The organism is Pseudomonas sp. OVF7 (genome assembly GCF_030644265.1).
Taxonomy (GTDB): domain Bacteria; phylum Pseudomonadota; class Gammaproteobacteria; order Pseudomonadales; family Pseudomonadaceae; genus Aquipseudomonas; species Aquipseudomonas gorinensis.
The window spans coordinates 2,391,863-2,412,785 of the sequence record NZ_CP128996.1 but is presented as its reverse complement, the minus strand read 5'-3'; the positions used below and the strand labels follow the sequence as shown (position 1 = coordinate 2,412,785).

The 20,923-nt window shown below is 62.4% G+C and carries 19 protein-coding genes; 9 read left to right on the top strand and 10 right to left on the bottom strand.

Annotation, left to right across the window (positions count from 1 at the left end; all coding sequences use genetic code 11):
• Positions 1-5: 5 nt before the first annotated feature.
• The 9 genes from QU606_RS10980 to QU606_RS10940 form a co-directional block, all read right to left on the bottom strand.
• Positions 6-623 (bottom strand): DUF1120 domain-containing protein, encoded by a 618-nt coding sequence (locus QU606_RS10980; RefSeq protein WP_069075302.1) that lies wholly within the window; start codon positions 621-623, stop codon positions 6-8.
• 17 nt (positions 624-640) lie between these two features.
• Positions 641-1,765: a DUF1120 domain-containing protein gene (locus tag QU606_RS10975; RefSeq protein WP_069075303.1), complete on the bottom strand. Its 1,125-nt coding sequence runs from the start codon at positions 1,763-1,765 to the stop codon at positions 641-643.
• 10 nt (positions 1,766-1,775) lie between these two features.
• On the bottom strand, positions 1,776-4,205 hold the full coding sequence (locus QU606_RS10970; RefSeq protein WP_304998382.1) for a fimbria/pilus outer membrane usher protein: 2,430 nt from the start codon (positions 4,203-4,205) through the stop codon (positions 1,776-1,778).
• 136 nt (positions 4,206-4,341) lie between these two features.
• On the bottom strand, positions 4,342-5,055 hold the full coding sequence (locus QU606_RS10965) for a fimbria/pilus chaperone family protein (protein ID WP_081329152.1): 714 nt from the start codon (positions 5,053-5,055) through the stop codon (positions 4,342-4,344).
• 12 nt (positions 5,056-5,067) lie between these two features.
• A complete protein-coding gene (locus tag QU606_RS10960; protein ID WP_024073580.1) occupies positions 5,068-5,694 on the bottom strand; it encodes a DUF1120 domain-containing protein in 627 nt (208 codons plus the stop codon).
• Between the two features lie 23 nt (positions 5,695-5,717).
• Entirely contained in the window at positions 5,718-6,347 is a 630-nt protein-coding gene (locus tag QU606_RS10955) for a DUF1120 domain-containing protein (RefSeq protein WP_024073581.1), read from the bottom strand.
• A 41-nt stretch (positions 6,348-6,388) separates the two neighbouring features.
• Positions 6,389-7,012 (bottom strand): DUF1120 domain-containing protein, encoded by a 624-nt coding sequence (locus QU606_RS10950; RefSeq protein ID WP_304998381.1) that lies wholly within the window; start codon positions 7,010-7,012, stop codon positions 6,389-6,391.
• 125 nt (positions 7,013-7,137) lie between these two features.
• On the bottom strand, positions 7,138-7,773 hold the full coding sequence (locus tag QU606_RS10945) for a DUF1120 domain-containing protein (RefSeq protein WP_024073583.1): 636 nt from the start codon (positions 7,771-7,773) through the stop codon (positions 7,138-7,140).
• Positions 7,774-8,152: 379 nt separating this feature from the next.
• Positions 8,153-8,788, bottom strand: coding sequence for a DUF1120 domain-containing protein (locus QU606_RS10940; protein WP_024073584.1), 636 nt, complete (start codon positions 8,786-8,788; stop codon positions 8,153-8,155).
• Positions 8,789-9,201: 413 nt separating this feature from the next.
• On the opposite strand from QU606_RS10940, the gene QU606_RS10935 reads away from it, so the two are divergent.
• From QU606_RS10935 to dacB, 7 genes are all read left to right on the top strand, one after another.
• Positions 9,202-10,017: a response regulator gene (locus QU606_RS10935; protein WP_024073585.1), complete on the top strand. Its 816-nt coding sequence runs from the start codon at positions 9,202-9,204 to the stop codon at positions 10,015-10,017.
• A 192-nt stretch (positions 10,018-10,209) separates the two neighbouring features.
• A complete protein-coding gene (locus QU606_RS10930; protein WP_024073586.1) occupies positions 10,210-10,845 on the top strand; it encodes a response regulator transcription factor in 636 nt (211 codons plus the stop codon).
• A gap of 390 nt (positions 10,846-11,235) precedes the next feature.
• Entirely contained in the window at positions 11,236-11,706 is a 471-nt protein-coding gene (locus QU606_RS10925; protein WP_024073587.1) for a nuclear transport factor 2 family protein, read from the top strand.
• Between the two features lie 40 nt (positions 11,707-11,746).
• Positions 11,747-12,019, top strand: a complete 273-nt coding sequence (locus tag QU606_RS10920; RefSeq protein ID WP_304998380.1) for a GIY-YIG nuclease family protein — start codon at positions 11,747-11,749, stop codon at positions 12,017-12,019.
• A gap of 76 nt (positions 12,020-12,095) precedes the next feature.
• A complete protein-coding gene (locus QU606_RS10915; RefSeq protein WP_168232416.1) occupies positions 12,096-13,031 on the top strand; it encodes a glutathione S-transferase family protein in 936 nt (311 codons plus the stop codon).
• Positions 13,032-13,141: 110 nt separating this feature from the next.
• Positions 13,142-15,559 carry a TonB-dependent receptor gene (locus QU606_RS10910; RefSeq protein WP_304998379.1) on the top strand — a complete coding sequence of 806 codons (2,418 nt, stop codon included), beginning with the start codon at positions 13,142-13,144 and terminating at the stop codon, positions 15,557-15,559.
• Positions 15,560-16,003: 444 nt separating this feature from the next.
• A complete protein-coding gene (dacB, locus tag QU606_RS10905) occupies positions 16,004-17,449 on the top strand; it encodes a D-alanyl-D-alanine carboxypeptidase/D-alanyl-D-alanine-endopeptidase (protein WP_041161104.1) in 1,446 nt (481 codons plus the stop codon).
• A gap of 1 nt (position 17,450) precedes the next feature.
• On the opposite strand, the gene QU606_RS10900 is transcribed toward dacB, so the two are convergent.
• Positions 17,451-18,230 (bottom strand): IclR family transcriptional regulator, encoded by a 780-nt coding sequence (locus QU606_RS10900; RefSeq protein ID WP_024073592.1) that lies wholly within the window; start codon positions 18,228-18,230, stop codon positions 17,451-17,453.
• Between the two features lie 119 nt (positions 18,231-18,349).
• Here QU606_RS10900 and hmgA point away from each other — a divergent pair, with 119 nt between their 5' ends.
• Both hmgA and fahA read left to right on the top strand, forming a co-directional pair.
• The gene (gene hmgA, locus QU606_RS10895; protein WP_024073593.1) at positions 18,350-19,633 is read left to right on the top strand and encodes a homogentisate 1,2-dioxygenase; all 1,284 of its coding nucleotides are present in this window, start codon (positions 18,350-18,352) and stop codon (positions 19,631-19,633) included.
• A 3-nt stretch (positions 19,634-19,636) separates the two neighbouring features.
• The gene (gene fahA, locus QU606_RS10890) at positions 19,637-20,923 is read left to right on the top strand and encodes a fumarylacetoacetase (RefSeq protein WP_304998378.1); all 1,287 of its coding nucleotides are present in this window, start codon (positions 19,637-19,639) and stop codon (positions 20,921-20,923) included.

Sequence of the window (20,923 nt, the reverse complement as noted above, 5' to 3'; positions counted from 1 at the left end):
AACTCCTATAAGTACTTCACGGTCAGGGTCACGGAGCCGTCTATAGGCGCTTCTTTTGTCAGCAACAACGTGTCGGTCGGGGCGATGATCGGCTGGATCGACAAGAGGGCGCTCAGTTGTTGTACCGGCGCCGGGACGGTCACGTTCCTGATGGGGGTGAACGCGCTCAGGGCGTGTGGTGACAGAATTGTCGACGGCGCCCATGTAGTAGGGCCGCTTGAGATGAGCGTGTACATCTCGACGCCGTCGGCCACGGCTGAATCGAGGCTCAAATTCAAGGCGCCCAGCCTTTGGTTGTCGTTGATCAAGCCCAGGCCGAACGAATGGCTTTGATCACCGGAATAACTGGAGCCCTGTCGGTTATCCCGGGGTTCCAGGGCCAGCAGGGTCGACGCCTGGCAGTCGATCGCCAATTTCAGGCTATGAGGCGGCAGCCGGGTGGGTTGATGGGCGTTCAGGTCCTTGGCGGCGATCTTGCCTACGTCATACACGCCACCATTGGACAGGCTGGGTTCACAGGCACTGGGGGTGAGCTGGCCGCTGACGCCCAGGTCAACAGTGGAGGCGGCCTGCGCCAGTGAGTTGAGCAATAGCGTCGTGAGGAGCAAATAGCGATTGAACATGAGGATTCCTGTGGCACTTAGAAGTAGATGATTTCCAGGGTGGCTGAACCGTCGAGTTCGATTTCGCCGCTGAGGTCCAGGTCTACGAGTGGCGCGATCACGGCGTTCAGGGTCAGCAGCGCGCTCAGGTTCTGCAGGGCGTTGGGCCCCTCCGTGCTGCCGGCGGTCGCGGTAAAGCCCAGCAAGCTGCGGGCACCCAAGGCGATGGGGGTGGCGCTGGCGCCGCTCCAGGCGTTGCCGCTGGTGGTGGAGTCGGTACGGTACATTTGGGGCAGGCTGTCGGCGGTGACCAGGGCCGGGTCGACGGTCAGCGCGTAACGGCCGATTTTCTGCCCGCGCGCGTCATGGCCCAGGCCGTAGGCGGTCTCGTCGACGCCGCCGGTGGCTGAGCCGCTGCGGTTGTCGTGCATCACCAAGGCAAAAGGCGTAGGCCCGTCACACGCGACGGTGAGGGTCAGCGGTCGGGAGGGCAGGGGCGTATCCCTGTCGTTGTTCAGGTCGCCGATCGATAACTTGCCAAAATCCACTGTCCCGCTGTTGGACAGGGTTGGCGTGCAGGCGGCCGGGGCGAAGCTGGCTTGCAGATGCAACGCCCGTGAACGGCCCGATGCGGGCGCGTCCACCAGCCCCTCCGTTTCCCAAGTGACGGCGTCGCGCACGTGAGTGGCTGCATCGAGGGCCCAGGCGCTGACGTCCAGTTGCACGGAAAAACTGCTGCCGGTTGCGGGCTGGCCGTTGTACATCGGCACGATGCCGTGGTCAGCCCGCCACGTCAGCGTCGAGGCGACCGCCGCTGGCGCCTGGTCTTGCCCTGGCAGCAGGCCGAGTTCCACGGCCCGGCCATCCAGCACCCCGTCCCGCACCTGCACGCGGTAGCTGCCGCCTTCGGTGAAGCGCAAGCGCTCGGTACCGGCGGCCAGGGCGCGGTAAAACAGGCGCATGTCACTGGGTTGCGGGCAGTTCAAGGTCAGCGACAGACGGCGTTCGCCGAGCAATCGCTCTGGCGCGGATGCGGGGCCGCTGGCGCGTTTCATCAAGCCGAAATCCAGGCGCGACTGGCTGAGGTCCAGGCGGCAGTCGTCCTGTGCGTGGACGGTGCCGGCCAGGAGCGCCAAGGCGGCCAGGGCGTAGTGAAGGTTCATGATGGTGTCCTCAAGGAGTCTGGCAGCGCGCCGGGGCGGTTTCGTAGTACACGTGGGGGTCGGCCTTGGCGGGCAGTTCAAAGCGCAAGTGGCAGCGTGGCTGGCCGGGGGCCTTGATCCACAGCGTGCGGGTGTCGAGCACGTTGGGGATAAATACCTGGTTGTTTTCCTGGACCAGCGTGATGAACTCGCCGTCTTCGGTGGTCACCGCTGCGCCACGGGGCACGGGTCGGTCCAGGGTCAGCAGTGCGCGACGGGTCAGCGATACGCCGAATTCAACCCGGTCTACCGCGCCGCGCCCCGCCGATACCACGGCCAGTCCATTGCTGATGTCGGCATTGCGCGGCAATGAACGGGTTTGGACTTCCACCGGGCTACGGCCATAGGGGCTGAGCTGGGACGCCACGGCGTGGCCTTGCCAGTCGGTCCATACCGGGCCACTGGGGGTACTCACCTGCACGCCGGCCATCTCGCCCACCGACACCACGGCGAAGGTGTCGCGCACCGGATAGGGCGAGAACGTCACCCCGCCGCCATGCATGACCACTGCGCCACGGGCACCGCCCTGGTAGCTTGAGCGCTCGGCATCGGAGCGGGTGTAGTTGAAATCCAGCTGGCTGTAATACGGCAAGGCAGAAAGGCCGAGGGACGACTCCACCTCACGGTCGCGGGTGTCGTGCTCCACGGCGACCCGGTAAGCCAACTGCTCATTGATCTGTTCGTTGAGGCCCAGCCCGGTGCGGTGTTCACCCCCCGAGTTGCGCACCCATGCCCGGCCACGGCGACTGTCCCCAAGCGGCACGCTGAGATTCAGGTACAGGCTGTTGTCATTGTGCTGGCGGCCACTGACTTGCCATTCGGCCGTGGCGGAAACGGACACACCGCGTACCTGGGTGCCCCACGACGCCAGGGCACGGCTGCTGCTGTCGCCCTGGAACGAAGACGACCGGGACATGCCCGCACTGAACGCACCCCACCCTGGGTGGGACCAGGAAACCGTGGCGCTTTGCTGGTCGCGGTAGCGTGAGCGTTGCTGTGGCTCGGTGTCGGTGACGTACGTCGACTCGGTCAGGTCGCGGTACCCCTCAGTGCGCCAGGAGTTGGCGGCGCTGACCGCCCAGCGCTCGTTCAACTTCTGCGACCAGGACAGGTCGGTCTGCACACCGCGCTCGCGGATTCGGCGCGTCGCCTCTGCGCCCACCACGGCCACTTGCACCTGGCTGTCCCGCCAGGGCAACAACCCCAGGCTCAGGCCCGCCGAACGATAATCTTCGGCCGCCAGTACGCCGCTGCCGAAGCTGACTTGCGGATGGAGTGATGCACTCCAGCCGGCGCTCACCACCCACGGCTCGGCGGCCTGGCCATCGCCTATGCTACGTACCCGCCCGGCGGCCACCGAGTAGCCGGGCGCAGGCAGGTCCAGGCCAAGCATGGCCGCGGGTACGGTGAAGCGGCGTTCCTCGCCGGTGGCTTCCTTGACGGTCACTTCAACGTCGGAGCGCCCGTTCAGGCGCGGCACATTGCTCAACGAAAAGGGCCCGGCGGGCACCACGGTGGAGTGGATCAAGGTACCGTTCTGGCGGACTTCGACCTGCGCCGGCCCATTGGCGATGCCGTTGATCGTCGCGCCCTGGTTCTGCTCTTGCAGGGCCTGTTCATTGAGCACTTGTACGCCGGTGATTTGCGCGCCGGCGAGTACCGGGTTGTAGAGGTTGATCTGCCCGGCCTGCAGCACCGCCTGTTGACTGGCGAAGGTGCGTTGGGCGTAGGCGTCCAGGTGGGTGGTGCGCGAGACACGGTCTTGCCAGGTTTGTACCTGGCGACTGCGTACGATCCAGTCGCCCGCATTGAAACCGACCTCGGTATTGGCCGAGGCAAAACGGCTGGTGTCGTCGCTGTATTGGCTGTATAGCCCGGTGATGTCGTAATTGATCAGCGCGGCAAAACCGCCGGTTGAATAACCGGAAATGTCCTGCGTCAGCGGACGCAGCGCCTGGGTCGGCACCACCAGGGCCAGGCTCAGGCTGGCCGGGTCGGCATCGATCACGGTTTGTGGGTAGTCCTGGAGGAAGCCGTAGCAGCTGCTTTCCTCTGCCGGGCCGGTTGACGGCATAACCAACTGGCCGGCGTCGAGCAACGGTGGGTCGAAGCACAGCGCGCCGTGCTGATCGAAGCTCACGTCCACGCGGCCACGGCGCTGGCCGTTGACGCTCAGGCTGAGCGCATGGCGCCCTGGGGCGAACCGCGGTGCCTGCATCAACAGGCTGGCAAGCTCGGGGTCGATTCCCCGCTGACGCAACGTCTGCGGGTCGAAGGCGCTGGCCGTTGATGGGGTGTCCGCCCAGGCGGCGTTCGACAGCAGTATCTGCCCCAGGAACAATGGGATAAATGCCCGGCGTGGTGAAATGCCGGGCACGGCTTTGCCGTCACGGATGTTCATGACTGTGTTCACACAAGTGCACTCATAGGATGGAAAAACCGCCACGATTTCCTATCGCTGCAGGTCGTTTCCTGGTGGCCTTAGGGGTGGCCACTTCGTTTTTATTGGCGCCGTTACGTCCCTGGGCGGCGCTGAGTTACAGGCTGATCGCGGCGTCGTGAGCCGGTACTGCAAAGCCATACACCGTGGCCGGTTGCAGGCGTACGGTGGTGGCTGCCGCGCCATTGGTCGTCACCGTCAGTGTTTCGCCTGGCAACACGTAGGTGCGCGGCAACATGGCCGAGCCGTTGCCAGGCAGCAATTGCAGCTCCTGGGCCAGGCGTACCACGTACGGCGTGGGGTTACGCACGCTCAGTTGGTCATTGTCCAAATGCCAGGTCAGGCCCAGCCAAGGCTCGCGGTTACGCGCCAGGCCTTTGGGGTGAATGATCACCGGCAGGTTCTGGCGCACGGTCACACCCACTTGGGCGCGCCCGGCCCGGTTGGGGTCCTGCTGGGCAGGCATGCCTTCGAAAATCACCCGCTTGAGGCGCTGGGTCTTCAACGGCTCCTGGCTTTGCAGGATGAAACGCACCAGCTGGCTTTTGGACGCTTCGACCCGGCTCAGGGGAGGGGTGACGAACAACAGGGTTTCGGGGTCCTCGGGGATGTTCTCAAGGGTCACGTGCATCAGGGCCACTTTGTTATCGGTGTTGCTCACTGACACAGAGGCTTCGCCATCTGCTTCATAGACGAGCACCACCGACGTGTCCGGCACCATGCCATCGGCCAGGCTGGCGGTGGCCACGCACAAGAGGCCAAGGGTAAGGCCGATCCAATGCCAGGTTGATAAAGAGCTGTACATCGTCATTACTCGCGAGGGTTAGAGGTACTTGAGGTCCAGGGTGATCGAACCGTCGAGGGGGACTTCTTCTTTCAGGGTCAGGGTGTTGGCCGGGCTGATGGACGTGTCCACCCGCAGGCTCGCCACCAGTTGGCGCAAGGGCCCGGGCAACAGCACGCCGGCCGGGGCGAATGCCATGAGTTTGCGTGGGTAGGCGTGGGGCTCGGGTGTCCAGGTGGCGCCATTGTCCGCCGAGGTCAGGGTCTGCAAGGTGGCGTTGTCCCCCACTGGGCCGCGCAGTGACAAACTGACGTGCCCCAGGCGTTCGCTCGGCGCATGGATGTTCATGCCCAAGCCGTAGAACACCTGCGGGTCCGGGGACGAATTGCCCTGGTTGTCGATGCCTGTGAGGGCAAACAGGGTTGGGCCTTCGCAACTGATGCTCAGCCCCATTTGCTGGTTGGGCAGCACGGTGAAGTCAGTCAGGTTCAGCGTGCGTGCCGGGATCTTGCCGTAATCGACCAGGCCGCTGTCAGACAGCGAAACCGAGCAGGCCTGGGGCGTGATGCGACCGGCTATATCCAAGTCCACGGCGGATCTGGCGAAGGAGGGCGTCAGGTGCAAGGCGAGCAAGGTAAGTGCCAAACAGTGGATAGGTCGATTCATCGGGCAAAATCCCTGTGGGGGTTTTAGAGGTAATGGACTTCAACGGTACCGCTGGCCCGGAAGGCGACTTCTTCTGTCAGGGTCAGGCCGTCGGCACGGGCAATCTCCGCATAGATCTTCAAGTCGGTCGCAAAGTGCGTGCTGGGGATAGGCTGTGTCGGGTCGGTCGGATTGCTGGGGGCATGCAGTGAGTCGCCGATGTAAAACCCTTGGCCATTGTTACGGCTCCAGGTTTTGCCACCGTCTTCCGACTCGCTGATGTGTACGGTTTGGTTATCGGTCGTGGAGTTTTCAAAGGTGATACGGACCAGGCCGATCTTCTCTTGGGCCGGTGTCAGGCCCAGCCCCAAATACCAATAATTACTGCTGGTATCCGGCTGATTGTCGATGAGCTTGAACGCCATGGCGGTCGGGCCCTCGCAGTCGATTTTCAGCAGTAACCGGTTCTCTGCCAGCTTTGTTGTTGAGGTCTGGTTCAGGTCTTTCGCCGCCACCTTGCCGTAATCGATCTGCCCACCCGCCGATAGGCTGGGTGTGCAGGAGCTGGGGGTGATCAACCCCTTGACGCTCAGGTCGACAGTGGAGGCGGCGAATGCAGGTGCAAGACTGCCGAGCAAGCAACAGCTGATCAGGCTTTTAAGTGTGGTCTTCATGATGAGGAATATTCTTGGTAGAAGGGATCAGGGTCAGGGAATTACAGGTACTTCACTTGAAGGGTGGCGCTGCCATCGATGGGCACTTCGTCCACCAGGGGCAGGTCCTTGGCCGGTACCAGGGTGGTGAAGGCGCTCAAGCGGGCGTTCAGCACCTTGATGGCGATGGGCGTATAGAGGTCTGCCGGGGCAGCAAAAGCTGTGATACCGGCATGGCCCAGGTATGACGAGATCCGCCAACTGCTGCCGCCGTTGCTGGACATGATGGCGTGCACCGGTTGAGTGTCGGCCACCGCGTCGAACAGGCTGAAGGCGGCGCTGCCCAGCATTTGGTCGTCGTTGATGGTGCCCAGGCCATGGCTGGCGGGGTGAATGGCCGACGTACCGGCGCGGTTGTCGACGGTGGTCAGGGTAAAGAAGGTGGCCGCCTCGCAATTGACTTCCAGTAGCAACTCGCCGGTTGGCAGGCGGGTGGGCTGCTCTGGGTTGAGGTCCTTTACCGTCAGCTTGCCGTGGTCGACGATGCCGCCGCTGGACAACGTCGGTGTGCAGGAACTGGGCGTGATGGTCCCGCCGACACTCAAACTGGTGCTGCTGGCCGCGAAAGTCGCGGGTGCGCAGGCAATCAGCAGGCTGGCCACGAGGCCTGAGGTGAATCTATCCATGGGTAATCGTCCTGATTGAAGACGGGAACCATCTGCAAGCCGGCCGCTGGCAGTGTGGCGCAACCGTCGATAGGGGGGCTCCCATGCAGGGCAGGGAGGAGGGCGGTATGCTTCATGCCTGCGTGCTACAGGTACTTGACTTCAAGCGTGGCGAGGCCGTCGATTTCAACCTCTTCCTGGCCCATGTCCCAACTGTTGGTGGCGTTGATAAAGGTAGTGACCATCAGGTCTGCAGTGACGTTTTTGAGGGGGATAGGGCCCTCTCGACCGGTTGGCCTGTCACGAAACCCCAGCAGCTCCAAAGGACTGGTGATGGCTTCTTCATTGTTCATCCAGGTCAGGCCGCCATCCCTCGAGAGAATCGGGTAGAGGGGGCCGCCGTCGCCGTTGACAGGGTTCCCATACTCCAGATCGTACTGGCCGAGTTTTTGCGTACCGTTGACGAAGCCCAGGCCGAAACTATTCGAGTAGGTGGCCGAGCCTGCCCGGTTATCGGTTGCCTGGACCGCGAACAGGGTATGGGCGTCGCAGCCGATGGTCAGTTTCAAGACGGATGTAGGGAGACGGGTCCAATTGGTCGGGCTGAGGTCCTTGGCCGAAATCTTGCCGTGATCGACGACGCCATTAGCGGACAAGGATGGCGTGCACGCCGTCGGGGTGATCAGGCCAGTGACGGTCAGGTCCACACTGCTGGCGGCAACCGCAGCACCTGAGGTGGCGAGCATGACGAGAGTGGCGAGTGCTGCTAGGGGCTTTTTCATGTTTTGAAGTTCCGGTGCAAGGCTTGCTGACGGCAGGAAAACAGGAGATGCCGTCTGGTTTTCAGCGACCGGCGTGATGGCTGGTCGTCCCTCTCCGTGGGATGCGGCGCAATTTATCGGTCATCGGTGTTGGCGCAAATACAACAATTACGAGAGTGAGTGGATCTTGCGCACGTGCAATAACTGATGTCGGAACGGGCTTGTCTATGTGTAGGTTTTATTAACTTTTCGTAGTTGTTGTATCGCCGGCACGCCTCGCTTCAACTATTTTCCCTTCTGATCAATAAAAGATTCTCAACGGGATGGCTCATGACGAGATCCGCCAACTCAGGGGGGGCATGCAGGGCAGGGAGGAGGGCGGTACGCTTCATGCCTGCGGCTACAGGTACTTGACTTCGAGCGTGGCGAGGCCGTCGATTTCAACCTCTTCCTGGCCCATGTCCCAACTGTTGGTGGGGTTGAAAAAGGTAATGACCATCAGGTCAGCAGTGACGTTTTTCAGGGGGATAGGGCCCAGTTGACCGAATCGAGTGTCACGAAACCCCGCCAGCGCCAAAGGACCGGTGCTGGCATCTTCATTGTTCATCCAGGTCAGGCCGCCATCCCTCGAGAGAATCGGGTAGAGGGGGCCGCCGTCGCCGTTGACAGGGTTCCCATACTCCAGACTGTACTGGCCGAATTTTTGCGTACCGTTGACGAAGCCCAGGCCGAAACTGGTCGGGGCGGTGGCCGAGCCTGCTCGGTTATCGGTTGCCTGGACAGCGAACAGGGTATGGGCGTCGCACGCGATGGCCAATTTCAAGACGGCTGGAGGGAGAGCGGTCCAGTTGGTCGGGCTGAGGTCCTTGGCCGAAATCTTGCCGTGATCGACGACGCCATTAGCGGACAAGGATGGCGTGCAAGCCGTCGGGGTGATCAGGCCGGTGACGGTCAGGTCCACACTGCTGGCGGCAACCGCAGCACCTGAGGTGGCGAGCATGACGAGAGTGGCGAGTGCTGCTAGGGGCTTTTTCATGTTTTGAAGTTCCGGTGCAAGGCTTGCTGACGGCAGGAAAACAGGAGATGCCGTCTGGTTTTCAGCGACCGGCGTGATGGCTGGTCGTCCCTCTCCGTGGGATGCGGCGCAATTTATCGGTCGTCGGTGTTGGCGCAAATACAACAATTACGAGAGTGAGTGGATCTTGCGCACGTGCAATAACTGATGTCGGAACGGGCTTGTCTATGTGTAGGTTTTATTAACTTTTCGTAGTTGTTGTATCGCCGGCACGCCTCGCTTCAAATATTTTCTTCCCTCTGATTAGTAAAAAAGATTCTCAACAGGATGGCTCGCCTTGCCGATATAGGCGTGCGGGCCACTGCCGCCGATCTATGCCTGTTTTGTAGGGGCGTTCCATCCAGGCCCGCGCATTGCGGTAAGTCGAGGTAGTCATGTCATCGGACATTCGCCCAGTCGACGGCGCTGGGGATGATCCGCTGCCGTCAAATGCCTCGCCTGCCCATTGGCAGGATTGCACAGTGCTGGTAGTCGACGACCATCCTGCCTATCGCATGATGATGAGCGCGATGCTGCAGCAGTTGGGGTTGGGCTGCGAGACCTGCGGTGATGGCCAGGCCGCGCTTGCCGCGCTCGATGGGCAACCGTTCGACCTGATCCTCACGGACTGCCAGATGCCGGTCATGAATGGTTATGCCTTGGCCCGTGAAGTGCGCCGTCGAGAGCGTGAGTCGATGGCCGAGCCCGTACCGATCGTTGCCTTGACCTCCAACCTTGGGCCGAATGAAGTCCACCAATGCCTGGACGCGGGCATCAATGCCTGGCTGATCAAGCCCCTGACGTTCGGTCAACTGCGCAATGTCTTGCTGTATTGGTTGGCGGACGGCACCCCACTGGTGACAGACGTGCCGCGCACCCGAGAAGAGGATTGGCCGACGCGCGCCAGGCTGGTGCAACTGTTTGGTAGTGCGCAAGTGCTGGATGGGATGCTGGCCAGCCTGGTGCAGGAGGTACGCCAGGATTTGCAAGCCTTGTCCCATGCCATGGCGCATGTGGATGCGGACCAGACAGCACAGCACTTGCACCGCCTGATCGGAAGCGTGGCGTTCCTGGGGGGCACTCCGCTGGAGGCGCGCGGCATCCAGTTGATCAGCGCCGTGACGCGTGATGGGGTGGCGTTGCATGCCAGGGCGTTGTTTGGGTTACGGCAAGACTTGGTTCGTTATGTGGAATATCTGAAAGCTCTTTAGTGTTGATGTGTAGGACTTTTATTAAGGTTTGCGTAGGTTTTTTCTGTAGCCGTGTTCTTTTTGTTTTGTAGGTGAAAATCTTGCTCTCATAGATTGCTGGGCCACCTGCTGCTGCTGCTGTTTTTGCCGGTTGTTGCGGGTTGCATCCGGCGCTATTTTTGCCCGAATCAAGTTGCCATCATGGTGGTTCTAATGCTTCGAGTAATTATTGCCGACGACCATCCGATTGTACGTATCGGCCAAAAAGTGGTGATTGAAGCCAACGGTCGCTGCAAAGTGGTGGGCGAGGCCGACGGGCCCGATCAATTGCTGGCGCTGATCGACAGCACACCCTGCGATATCGTGGTGACTGATTTCGCCATGCCGGGTAACCAGCAGGCCGATGGTTATAGCCTGCTGAGCCTGATGCATCGCAAGCACCCCGAGCTCCCGGTGATTCTGGTCACCATGTTCGCCAACGTCGCGACCTTGCGCACGTCCTTCGCCCACGGCGCCCGGGCCATCATTGCTAAAAGTGCATCGGCCAGGGAGTTGCCTCAAGCCATTCAATCGATCAGCACCGGCAAGACGTTCATCAGCGAATGCCTGCGTCAGCAACTGGTGGAGGCGGGTACCGGGGATCAGCAAGCCGTGCCGCAATTGTCCGGCAAGGAGCGCGAGGTGGTGCGCATGCTCGCCAGCGGCATGACCGTCAGCCAGATCGCCGCGCGGGTCAACCGGAGTATCTCGACGATCAGCAAGCAGAAAAGCACCGCGATGAACCGGTTGTGTATTTCCACTGACGTGGATTTGTTCGCCTACGCCCGCAGCAGTGGGATGGTGCCCTGAGGTTGGCCAGGCAAGCCCTGATGCCAGCCAGTTATGAGATAGAACGGACAAATCCCGTGGCGAGCGGGCTTGCTGTGGCGAGCGGGCTTGCCCCGCGTTGGGCTGCGCAGCAGCCCCACTAAGATCACCGCGCTGTTTCAGATGGACGGCGGCCTGAGGTTTTGGGGCTGCTGCGCAGCCCAACGCGGGGCAAGCCCGCTCGCCACAGCAAGCACGCTCGCCACGACAAGCAGGCTCGTCACAGCTAGCCCGCTTGCCACAGTTACAGTGTTCCTCCTTGACTGACTGGCATTAAGCAAGCCCACTCATTTGCACAGTGAATGACAGTAGCCTTGGCGGCGCGACCGGCTTATCGTGCGTCAACTCTTCTGACGCCAAAGGACCCCGCCCATGAGTGATGCCCATAACGCCCTGATCACCGAGTTCTACAGCGCCTTCCAGCGCCTGGATGCCGAAGCCATGGCCGCCTGCTACACCGACGATGTGATCTTCAGCGACCCGGCGTTCGGCGAGTTGCGTGGGCGTGATGCCGGGGATATGTGGCGCATGCTCACCACGCGGGCCAAGGACTTTTCCCTGACGTTCGACCATGTGCGCAGCGATGAGCGCACCGGCAGCGCGCATTGGGTGGCGACTTACCTGTTCAGCGCGACCGGCAATACCGTGGTCAACGACATCGGCGCGCGGTTTGTGTTTCGCGACGGCAAGATCTGCGAGCACCACGACCATTTCGACCTGTGGCGTTGGTCGCGCCAGGCCCTGGGCCTCAAGGGGCTGTTGCTGGGCTGGTCGCCGGCATTGAAAAACGCGGTGCGCGCCCAGGCGCTCAAAGGCTTGAAGGCATTCCAGGCCGGTCGTTGATAAGATCAGCGCTCTTCTGGTTTGCCGAAATCGATTCGTGATGACTCCCACTCAAGCCAAACCCTGGTTCGTGTACCTGGTGCGTGCCGCCAATGGCTCACTCTATTGCGGCATCAGCAACGACCCGGTGCGCCGCTTTGCTTCTCATCAAAGCGGCAAGGGCGCGCGGTTCTTTTTGTCCAGCCCCGCCGTGGCGTTGGTCTACACCGAGCAGTGCGTGAGCAAGGGCGAGGCGCTGCGCCAGGAACGGCTGATCAAGAAGCTGAAAAAAAGTGCCAAGGAGTGCCTGGCCGCGAGTGGTTCATTGATTTGAGTGATGGGTTCCCATCGTCCCCACGTACGGTTTTGCGGGCTAAGCTAGCGGTTCATTCCATTGAGCGGAGCCTGGCATGTCTGAGTTGATCCTGCACCACTACCCGCAGTCCCCCTTTGCTGAAAAAACCCGCCTGCTCCTGGGGTTCAAGGGTTTGTCGTGGCGCTCGGTGCTTATCTCGCCGGTGATGCCCAAGCCTGATTTGACCGCCTTGACCGGGGGCTATCGCAAGACGCCGGTGTTGCAGGTCGGCGCCGATATTTACTGCGACACCGCCTTGATCGCCCGCCGCCTGGAGCAGGAAAAAGCGGCACCGACGCTGTTTCCCCAGGGCCTGGAACTGGTCACCCAGGGCTTTGCGGCCTGGGCGGATTCGGTGGTATTCGCCCACGCCGTGGCGCTGGTGTTCCAGCCTGAATCCTTGGCGGTCAAGTTTGCCAAGGTGCCGCCGCACCTGCTCCAGGTGCTGGTGGACGACCGCAGCAAACTGTTCAGCGGTGGCAGTGCGGCGCGGGTGTCCTTGGAGGTGGCCTTGCATCAATGGCCGGCGCTGGCCGGTCGCATTGAACAGCAGTTGCAGCACTCGGTGGGGGATTTCCTGTTCGGTGAGCCTTCGATTGCCGACTTCGCCCTGGCCCATCCGCTGTGGTTCCTCAAAGGCTCGACGGTGACGGCGCCGCTGGTGGATGCGTACCCCGCTGTCGCGGCCTGGCTGGAGCGGGTGCTGAGCGTTGGTCATGGCACCGCCAGTGAGATGACTGCCGAGCACGCCTTGGAGGTGGCGCGAAACGCCACGCCAGCCGCGCTACCCGATGAACTGTTCGACGACCTGAATGGTTTCAAGGCCGGGCAGCCGGTGACGATCAGCGCCACGGATTATGGCGTTGACCCGGTGGCCGGCGAGCTGCGGTTTGTCGGGCGCGAAGAGCTGATCCTGCGGCGTACCGATGAACGCGCTGGCACCGTGCATGTGCATTTCCCACGCATGGGTTTCCGCATTCAGGCGCAATAAATAAAAAATATCTGCAAATAAATGTGAGGTTTTTCGACAGCCCATCCGTGTAGTGCTTGAAACTGCGATCTATTCGCATTAACAGCGTTTTCTACACGGGTTCTCACAGCATGAAGTCGACGGCGGGCGGTTGGGTAAAACAGTGGCTGGGAGCCTCGGTATTGACGGTGTCTGGGCTGGCATTGCTGCCCTTGAGCGTGGCGCAGGCGCAGGAGCAGCAAAGCGCCCAGTTCAACTTTGCCCAGGCCGCCAAGCCGCTGCCCCAGGCGCTGAGCGATTTCAGCCGGGTGACCGGCATCAGCGTGATCTACACCGATGAAGCCCCCTATGGTCTCAACGCCCCGGCGGTCAGTGGGCCGATGAGCGCCACCCAGGCCCTGCAACGCTTGCTGGGCGGCTCCGGCTTGACCTTCCGCCAGATCGACGCGCGCACCCTGGCCCTGGAACCGCTGCCCACCGACGGTGCGGTGAACCTCGGCGCGACCACCATCAGCGGTGTCGGCCAGGCCCAGGACAGCACCAGCTACCAGCCTCCACCCACCAGTTCGGTGATGCGCTCCCATGCTTTGCTGCTGGAAACCCCGCAGACCGTCAACGTCGTACCCGCCCAAGTGTTGCGCGACCAGACCCCGCGCAATCTGGATGACGCCCTGGCCAATATCAGCGGCATCACCCAGGCCAACACCCTGGCCAGCACCCAGGACGCGGTAATGCTGCGTGGCTTTGGCGACAACCGTAACGGCTCGATCATGCAAGACGGCATGCCGGTGGTGCAGGGCCGCGCGCTGAACGCCACGGCAGAACGCGTTGAAGTGCTCAAGGGGCCATCGTCGCTGCTGTACGGCATCCAAGACCCGGGCGGCGTGGTCAATATCGTCAGCAAAAAGCCCGAGCTGAGCCAATCCACGGCCCTGACCGTGCGCGGTTCCACCTTTGGCGATGGCAAGAACGGCAGCGGTGGCAACCTCGATACCACCGGCCCCATCGGTGATTCGGGCCTCGCTTATCGCTTGATCGTCGACCATGAAGACGAAGACTACTGGCGCAACTTCGGCACCCACCGCGAATCGTTGGTGGCGCCGTCCCTGGCCTGGTACGGCGACACCACCAAGCTGCTGTTCGCCTATGAGCACCGTGAATTCCTCTCGCCGTTCGACCGTGGCACCGCGATCGACAAGTCCAACCACCCACTGGACATCCCCTCCACGCGGCGCCTGGACGAACCGTTCAACAACATGGAGGGCCGTTCCGACCTGTACCGTTTCGAGGCCGACCACGACCTCAACGACGACTGGAAGGCGCACTTCGGCTACAGCTGGAACCGTGAAACCTACGACGCCAGCCAAGTGCGCGTCAGCGCGGTGAATGACAATGGCACCCTGACCCGCAGAATGGACGGCACCCGGGGCGCGATCACCACCGACCGTTTCACCACGGCCAGCCTGGAAGGCAAGGTGAACGTGCTGGGCATGCAGCATGACCTGGTGTTCGGCCTGGATGACGAATACCGCAAGATCTACCGCGCCGACCTGATCCGCCAGAACTCGCGCGGCACGTTCAACTACAACAACCCGGTGTATGGCAACGAAGTCGCGGGCACCACCGTCAGCGCCGCCGACAGTGCCCAGACCGACCTGTTGCGCAGCGACTCGCTGTTCTTCCAGGACGCCATTCACCTGACCGACCAGTGGATTCTGGTGGGCGGTGTGCGCTACCAGATGTATGACCAATACGCCGGCAAGGGCGTGCCGTTCAAGGCCAACACCGATGGCAATGGCCAGGCCTGGGTGCCGCGGGCCGGCCTGGTGTATCGCTACACTGATGAGCTGTCGTTCTACGGCAGCTACACCGAGTCGTTCAAACCCAACTCCACCATCGCCGCCTTGGCCGATGGCAGCACGTTGACCGGCGACCTCACGCCGGAGGAATCCAAGTCCTGGGAACTGGGGGCCAAACTCGACATACCTGGGCGTGTGACCGCCAGCGTGGCGTTGTTCAACATCGACAAGCGCAATGTGCTGGTGTCGGTGGGCTCCGGTGCCAACACGATCTACAGCATTGCCGGGCAAGTGCGTTCCCGTGGCCTGGAACTGGACGCCAGCGGCCAGTTGACCGACAAGTGGAGCCTGATCGGCAGCTATGCCTTCACCGACGCCGAAGACGTCAAGGACAACGACCCGACGCTGCAAGGCAACCGCCTGCAAAACGTGGCCAGGCACACCGGTTCGTTGTCGGTGGCCTATGACGTCGGCACTATTTTCGGTGGCGACCAGTTGCGGGTGGGGACCGGAGCGCGCTACGTCGGCGAGCGCGCAGGCGATGCCGCCAACGACTTCGATTTGCCGGGCTACACCGTGGCCGACGCGTTTGCCACCTATGACACCAAGATCGACGGGCAGAAGGTCAAGTTCCAGTTCAACGTGAAGAACCTGTTCGACCGCACCTACTACACCTCGGCGGCCAGCCGCTACTTCGTGTCGATAGGTGATGCGCGGCAGGTGTCGGTGTCCAGCACCCTGGAGTTCTAAAGCCTGGCGGGTTTGTTGGGGTTAGCAGGCTTGTTGTGGCGAGCGGGCTTGCCCTAATGCCGTTCAGTTAAGCGTACATCGCCTTCTGTAGGAGCGAGCTTGCTCGCGAAAAACGTCAACGATCACGCGTGTTTCCTGAATCAACGCGGCGCCTGTAAGTTCTTCGCGAGCAAGCTCGCTCCTACAAAAAAGCCTTAACTGAACGGCATTAGGGCTTGCCCCGCGTTGGGCTGCGAAGCAGCCCCAAAACTCAGCCCCGGAGCTGACTGACACACTGCAGCGCTCTTATTGGGGCGGCTTCGCCACCCAACGCGGGGCAAGCCCGCTCGCCACAACAAGCCCGCTCGCCACAACAAGCCAACTCGCCACGACAGGCCCGCTCGCCACAGGAGTACGGAGCTGTTAGCGTTGCGGCCACTAATGGCTTTGCGGAACACAGTACTGATGCACTTTGGGCGATGGCTACACCTGCTGTACGTGAGTTTTTTACTGGGGGGCTGTGCGAGTGTTTCGCCGCCTTCCACACCATCAACACTCGATCACCTGCTGGCCGATCCTGCCCTGAACGGCTCCACGGTTTCCGTCATGGTGCGCGATGCCCGCAGCGGCACCACGCTCTACCAGCACAATCCGCGCACGCGCTTGGTTCCCGCGTCCAACCTCAAGCTGCTGACCACGGCGGCGGCGATGGACGTGCTCGGGCCGGACTACCGGTTTTCCACGCAACTGTTGAGCGACGGCCGCCGCCAGGGCGAGCGCCTGATCGGCAACCTGTACCTGCGTGGCCTGGGTGACCCGACAACGCAGTTCGCCGACTACCAGGCCCTGGCCGCGCAGTTGGCCAGCCAAGGTGTGCGTCAGGTGTCGGGTGACTTGGTGTTCGATGACACCTGGTTCGATACCCAGCGCCTCGGCGTCGACTGGGCCCAGGACGACGAAAGCACCTATTACGGTGCGCAGATTTCGGCGCTGACGGTGTCACCCGATACGGATTTTGATGCCGGCACCTTGCTGGTCACCGCCAAGGCGCCGCTCAGTGCCGGCCAGCCGGTGAGTGTGTCGATCAGCCCGGCCACCGACTATGTGCAACTCAGCAATCGTGCGGTGAGCGGCGCGGGCAACAACTACGCCATCACTCGCCAGCACGGCACCAACCTGCTGCAACTCAGCGGTGCACTGGCGCCGGGAAAGCAAAGCCGGCAGTGGGTGAGTGTGTGGGAACCGACGCAACTGGTGGCCAATCTGTTTGAGCAGGCGCTGGCGCAGCAGGGTATCCAGGTGCTAGGCCGGCGTGTGTTCGGGGGCGCGAGCCCAGCGACGGCGACGCTGTTGGCGGAGCATCGATCGGCGCCGTTGCAAGATTTGATCACGCCGCTGCTCAAGCTTTCGAACAACAACATGTCCGAAGCTCTGCTCAAGGCCATGGGCCGCAAAACCTCCAATGCGGGCACGGCGGTGGCGGGCGTGGCGGCAGTCGCGGCGTTTATGCAGCGCCAGGGCATGGACCCGGCGACGCTCAGCCAGGTGGATGGCTCCGGGTTGTCGCGGCGCAACCTGGTGTCGGCGCAAAATCTCACCGACCTGTTGCTGGCCGCTTCGAAACAATCCTGGTTCGACGCCTGGTACAACGCCTTGCCGATTGCCGGCAATGCCGAGCGCATGACCGGCGGCAGCCTGCGTTATCGCCTGCGGGGCACCGCCGCCGAAAACAACCTGCACGCCAAGACCGGCTCCATGGGCGGTGTGTCATCACTGAGCGGATACATTACCGACAGTGAGGGACGGCGCCTGGTGTTTTCAATGATCAGCAATAACTACATCAGCGACGCAGCCCCCATCCGCGCCCTCGAGAACCGCCTGGCACTTGCCCTGGCCCAGTGGCACGACTAGCTCAGGGCTGGTAGCCCATCCGCCAACTCACGGCCCGGGTCGCCGCCAGCAAGCGCTGCGCCGCCGGGCCATCTTCGTCGGCGTGGAACAGTGAGGTGGGGCCGACCACGGTCATCACTGCAGCCACCTGGCCAACCGCGTTGAACACCGGCGCCGACAATGCATCCACCCCCGGCATCAGCAGGCCATGCACAAAGTGCAGGCCGCGCTGGCGGATCTGTTCGCAGGTGAGGGCATAAGCCTGGTCGTCGGCCAGGGCATGGGCGATGCCAGCCTCGATCTCGCGTTCACGCAATTCGACGGTTTCCCGCGACGGCAGGAAGGCACTGAACACCAGCCCGGTGGACGAGCTGAGCAGCGGCAGTACCGAGCCCAGTTGCGTCACCACCGTCACGGCGCGCACCGCCGGCTCGATCTGCACCACGGTCGCGCCCTGGTTGCCCCACACCGCCAGGAAGCAGGTTTCATTCAATTCGTCGCGCAGTTCGGCCAGGGGCAGGGCGCCGACTTTCAACACGTCCATACTGCCCAGGGCGGCCAGGCCCACGCGCAAGGCTTCGCGGCCCAGGCCGTAATGGTTGGTGGCGGTGTTCTGTTCGGCAAAACCGGAGGCGATCAACGCCTGGAGATAGCGGTGCACCTTGCTCGCCGGCATCTGCACATGTTCGGCCAGGCGCGACAGCGAGGTGGAGGGCGACAGTTCGGCCAGGGCCTTGAGGATATCGGTGCCCACTTCGGCCGAGCGGACTTTCTGTTTACCGGTGTCGCGGGGCTTTTCCATGGAGGGGCGGGAATCCGAGAGATGAGTGGGCGTCTTTATAGCTTGACGGTCGGCAGTGATCAAATTACGTTATGCGTAACTGGATTACGATAAAAACAACTTCCGCTAGAGGATGATCCATGAACCTCGAATACCTGTCGGGCTTCGGCAATGAATTCGCCAGCGAAGCCCTGCCCGGCGCGCTGCCCGTCGGCCAGAACTCCCCGCAAAAAGCGCCCTACGGTCTCTACACCGAACTGTTTTCCGGCACGGCCTTCACCATGGTGCGCAGCGAAGCGCGCCGTACCTGGCTGTACCGCATCCAGCCGTCGGCCAACCACCCGGCGTTCGTCAAGCTGGAGCGGCAATTGGCCGGTGGCCCGCTGGGGGCGGTCACGCCCAATCGCCTACGCTGGAACCCGCTGGAGCTGCCGAGCGAGCCGACGGACTTTATCGAGGGACTTGTCGGCATGGTCGCCAATTGCGCGTCGGAAAAACCGGCGGGCATCAGCATCTACCACTACCGCGCCAACCGATCGATGGAGCGCGTGTTCTTCAACGCCGACGGCGAGCTGTTGATCGTGCCTGAGCAGGGCCGCTTGCGTATCGCCACCGAACTGGGGGTGCTGGAGGTCGAGCCGCTGGAAATCGTCGTACTGCCGCGCGGCCTGAAGTTCCGCGTCGAATTGCTGGATGCGCAAGCGCGTGGCTACGTCGCCGAGAACCATGGCGCACCGCTGCGCCTGCCGGACCTGGGGCCGATTGGCAGCAATGGCCTGGCCAATCCCCGCGACTTCCTGAGCCCCGTCGCCCATTACGAAGACCTCAAGCAGCCCACCACCCTGGTGCAGAAATTCCTCGGTGAACTGTGGGCCTGCGAGCTGGACCACTCGCCGCTGAACGTGGTGGCCTGGCACGGTAACAATGTGCCGTACAAATACGATCTGCGTCGCTTCAACACCATCGGCACCGTGAGCTTCGATCACCCCGACCCGTCGATCTTCACCGTATTGACCTCGCCCACCAGTGTGCATGGCCTGGCCAACCTCGACTTCGTGATCTTCCCACCGCGCTGGATGGTGGCCGAGAACACCTTCCGGCCACCGTGGTTCCACCGCAACCTGATGAACGAATACATGGGCCTGATCCAGGGCGTCTACGATGCCAAGGCCGACGGTTTCCTGCCCGGCGGTGCATCGCTGCACAGCTGCATGAGCGCCCACGGCCCGGATGGCGAGACCTGCACCAAGGCCATCAATGTCGAGCTGGCGCCTCACAAGATCGATAACACCATGGCCTTTATGTTCGAGACCAGCCAAGTGCTGCGCCCGACCCAGTTCGCCCTGGAATGCCCGCAACTGCAACCCGCTTATGACGCGTGCTGGGCCTCGCTGCCCGCCACCTTCAACCCGAACCGGAGATAACCCATGACGCAACCAACGCTTGCCCGCAGCTGGGTCGCCAGTGCCAATGGTCACCGCGACTTCCCCCTGCAAAACCTGCCGCTGGGCGTGTTCAGTATCAATGGCTCGGCACCGCGCAGTGGCGTGGCGATTGGCGACTGTATTCTCGACCTGCTGGCCGTGCGCGATGCGTTTGACGGCGAAGCGCTTCGCGCCGTCGATGCCACCACCGGCGGACAGTTGAATGCCTTCTTCGAACTGGGCCGTGGCCCGCGCGTAGCCCTGCGCGAGCGCCTGTTGGAATTACTGGGGGAGGGCAGCCCGCTGCAAGCGCGTGAGGCCCAAGTGCTGCACCGCGCCGCCGATTGCCAGATGCACTTGCCGGCGAAGATCAACGACTACACCGACTTCTACGTCGGCATCGAGCATGCGCAGAATGTCGGCAAATTGTTCCGCCCCGACAACCCCTTGCTGCCCAACTACAAGTACGTGCCGATTGGTTATCACGGCCGCGCCTCGACCATTCGCCCCTCCGGCACCGACGTGCGTCGTCCCAAAGGCCAGACCTTGCCAGCCGGCCAGGCCGAGCCGACATTCGGTCCCTGCGCGCGCCTGGATTATGAGTTGGAGCTGGGTATCTGGATCGGCCAGGGCAATGCGATGGGCGATTCGATTGCCATTGGCGATGCGGCAGACCACATCGCCGGTTTCTGCCTGCTCAACGACTGGTCGGCGCGGGATATCCAGGCCTGGGAATACCAGCCGCTGGGGCCGTTCCTGTCCAAGAGCTTTATCACCAGCATCTCGCCCTGGGTGATCACGGCCGAAGCCCTGGAGCCGTTTCGCAAGGCACAACCGGCGCGGCCTGAGGGTGACCCGCAACCGTTGCCGTACCTATTGGATCAACGCGACCAGGCGGCGGGCGCCTTCGATATCGAACTGGAAGTGCTGCTGACCACGGCCGCGATGCGCGAACACAACCTGCCAGCCCATCGCCTGGCCCTGAGCAACACCCTGCATATGTACTGGACCGTCGCGCAATTGGTGGCGCACCACAGCGTCAACGGCTGCCAGTTGCAGGCCGGTGACCTGTTCGGTTCGGGCACGTTGTCCGGGCCCGAAGCCGGGCAGTTCGGCAGCCTGCTGGAGATGACCGAGGGCGGTAAGAAAGGGGTCGAACTGCCTTCCGGCGAAGTGCGCCGATTCCTCGAGGACGGCGACGAAGTCATCCTGCGCGCCCGCTGCAGCCGCGAAGGCTTTGCGTCCATCGGGTTTGGCGAATGCCGTGGCACCGTGGTTGCGGCGCGCTAG

Bases quoted from the DNA above. Each gene is read 5' to 3' on its own strand.
- QU606_RS10955 (WP_024073581.1), bottom strand. From the start codon at position 6,347: ATGAAGACCACACTTAAAAGCCTGATCAGCTGTTGCTTGCTCGGCAGT.
- QU606_RS10975 (WP_069075303.1), bottom strand. From the start codon at position 1,765: ATGAACCTTCACTACGCCCTGGCCGCCTTGGCGCTCCTGGCCGGCACC.
- QU606_RS10970 (WP_304998382.1), bottom strand. From the start codon at position 4,205: ATGAACATCCGTGACGGCAAAGCCGTGCCCGGCATTTCACCACGCCGG.
- QU606_RS10965 (WP_081329152.1), bottom strand. From the start codon at position 5,055: ATGACGATGTACAGCTCTTTATCAACCTGGCATTGGATCGGCCTTACC.
- dacB (WP_041161104.1), top strand. From the start codon at position 16,004: ATGCACTTTGGGCGATGGCTACACCTGCTGTACGTGAGTTTTTTACTG.
- QU606_RS10920 (WP_304998380.1), top strand. From the start codon at position 11,747: ATGACTCCCACTCAAGCCAAACCCTGGTTCGTGTACCTGGTGCGTGCC.
- QU606_RS10940 (WP_024073584.1), bottom strand. From the start codon at position 8,788: ATGAAAAAGCCCCTAGCAGCACTCGCCACTCTCGTCATGCTCGCCACC.
- QU606_RS10930 (WP_024073586.1), top strand. From the start codon at position 10,210: ATGCTTCGAGTAATTATTGCCGACGACCATCCGATTGTACGTATCGGC.
- QU606_RS10915 (WP_168232416.1), top strand. From the start codon at position 12,096: ATGTCTGAGTTGATCCTGCACCACTACCCGCAGTCCCCCTTTGCTGAA.
- QU606_RS10945 (WP_024073583.1), bottom strand. From the start codon at position 7,773: ATGAAAAAGCCCCTAGCAGCACTCGCCACTCTCGTCATGCTCGCCACC.
- QU606_RS10900 (WP_024073592.1), bottom strand. From the start codon at position 18,230: ATGGAAAAGCCCCGCGACACCGGTAAACAGAAAGTCCGCTCGGCCGAA.
- QU606_RS10950 (WP_304998381.1), bottom strand. From the start codon at position 7,012: ATGGATAGATTCACCTCAGGCCTCGTGGCCAGCCTGCTGATTGCCTGC.
- QU606_RS10980 (WP_069075302.1), bottom strand. From the start codon at position 623: ATGTTCAATCGCTATTTGCTCCTCACGACGCTATTGCTCAACTCACTG.
- fahA (WP_304998378.1), top strand. From the start codon at position 19,637: ATGACGCAACCAACGCTTGCCCGCAGCTGGGTCGCCAGTGCCAATGGT.
- QU606_RS10910 (WP_304998379.1), top strand. From the start codon at position 13,142: ATGAAGTCGACGGCGGGCGGTTGGGTAAAACAGTGGCTGGGAGCCTCG.
- hmgA (WP_024073593.1), top strand. From the start codon at position 18,350: ATGAACCTCGAATACCTGTCGGGCTTCGGCAATGAATTCGCCAGCGAA.
- QU606_RS10925 (WP_024073587.1), top strand. From the start codon at position 11,236: ATGAGTGATGCCCATAACGCCCTGATCACCGAGTTCTACAGCGCCTTC.
- QU606_RS10960 (WP_024073580.1), bottom strand. From the start codon at position 5,694: ATGAATCGACCTATCCACTGTTTGGCACTTACCTTGCTCGCCTTGCAC.
- QU606_RS10935 (WP_024073585.1), top strand. From the start codon at position 9,202: ATGTCATCGGACATTCGCCCAGTCGACGGCGCTGGGGATGATCCGCTG.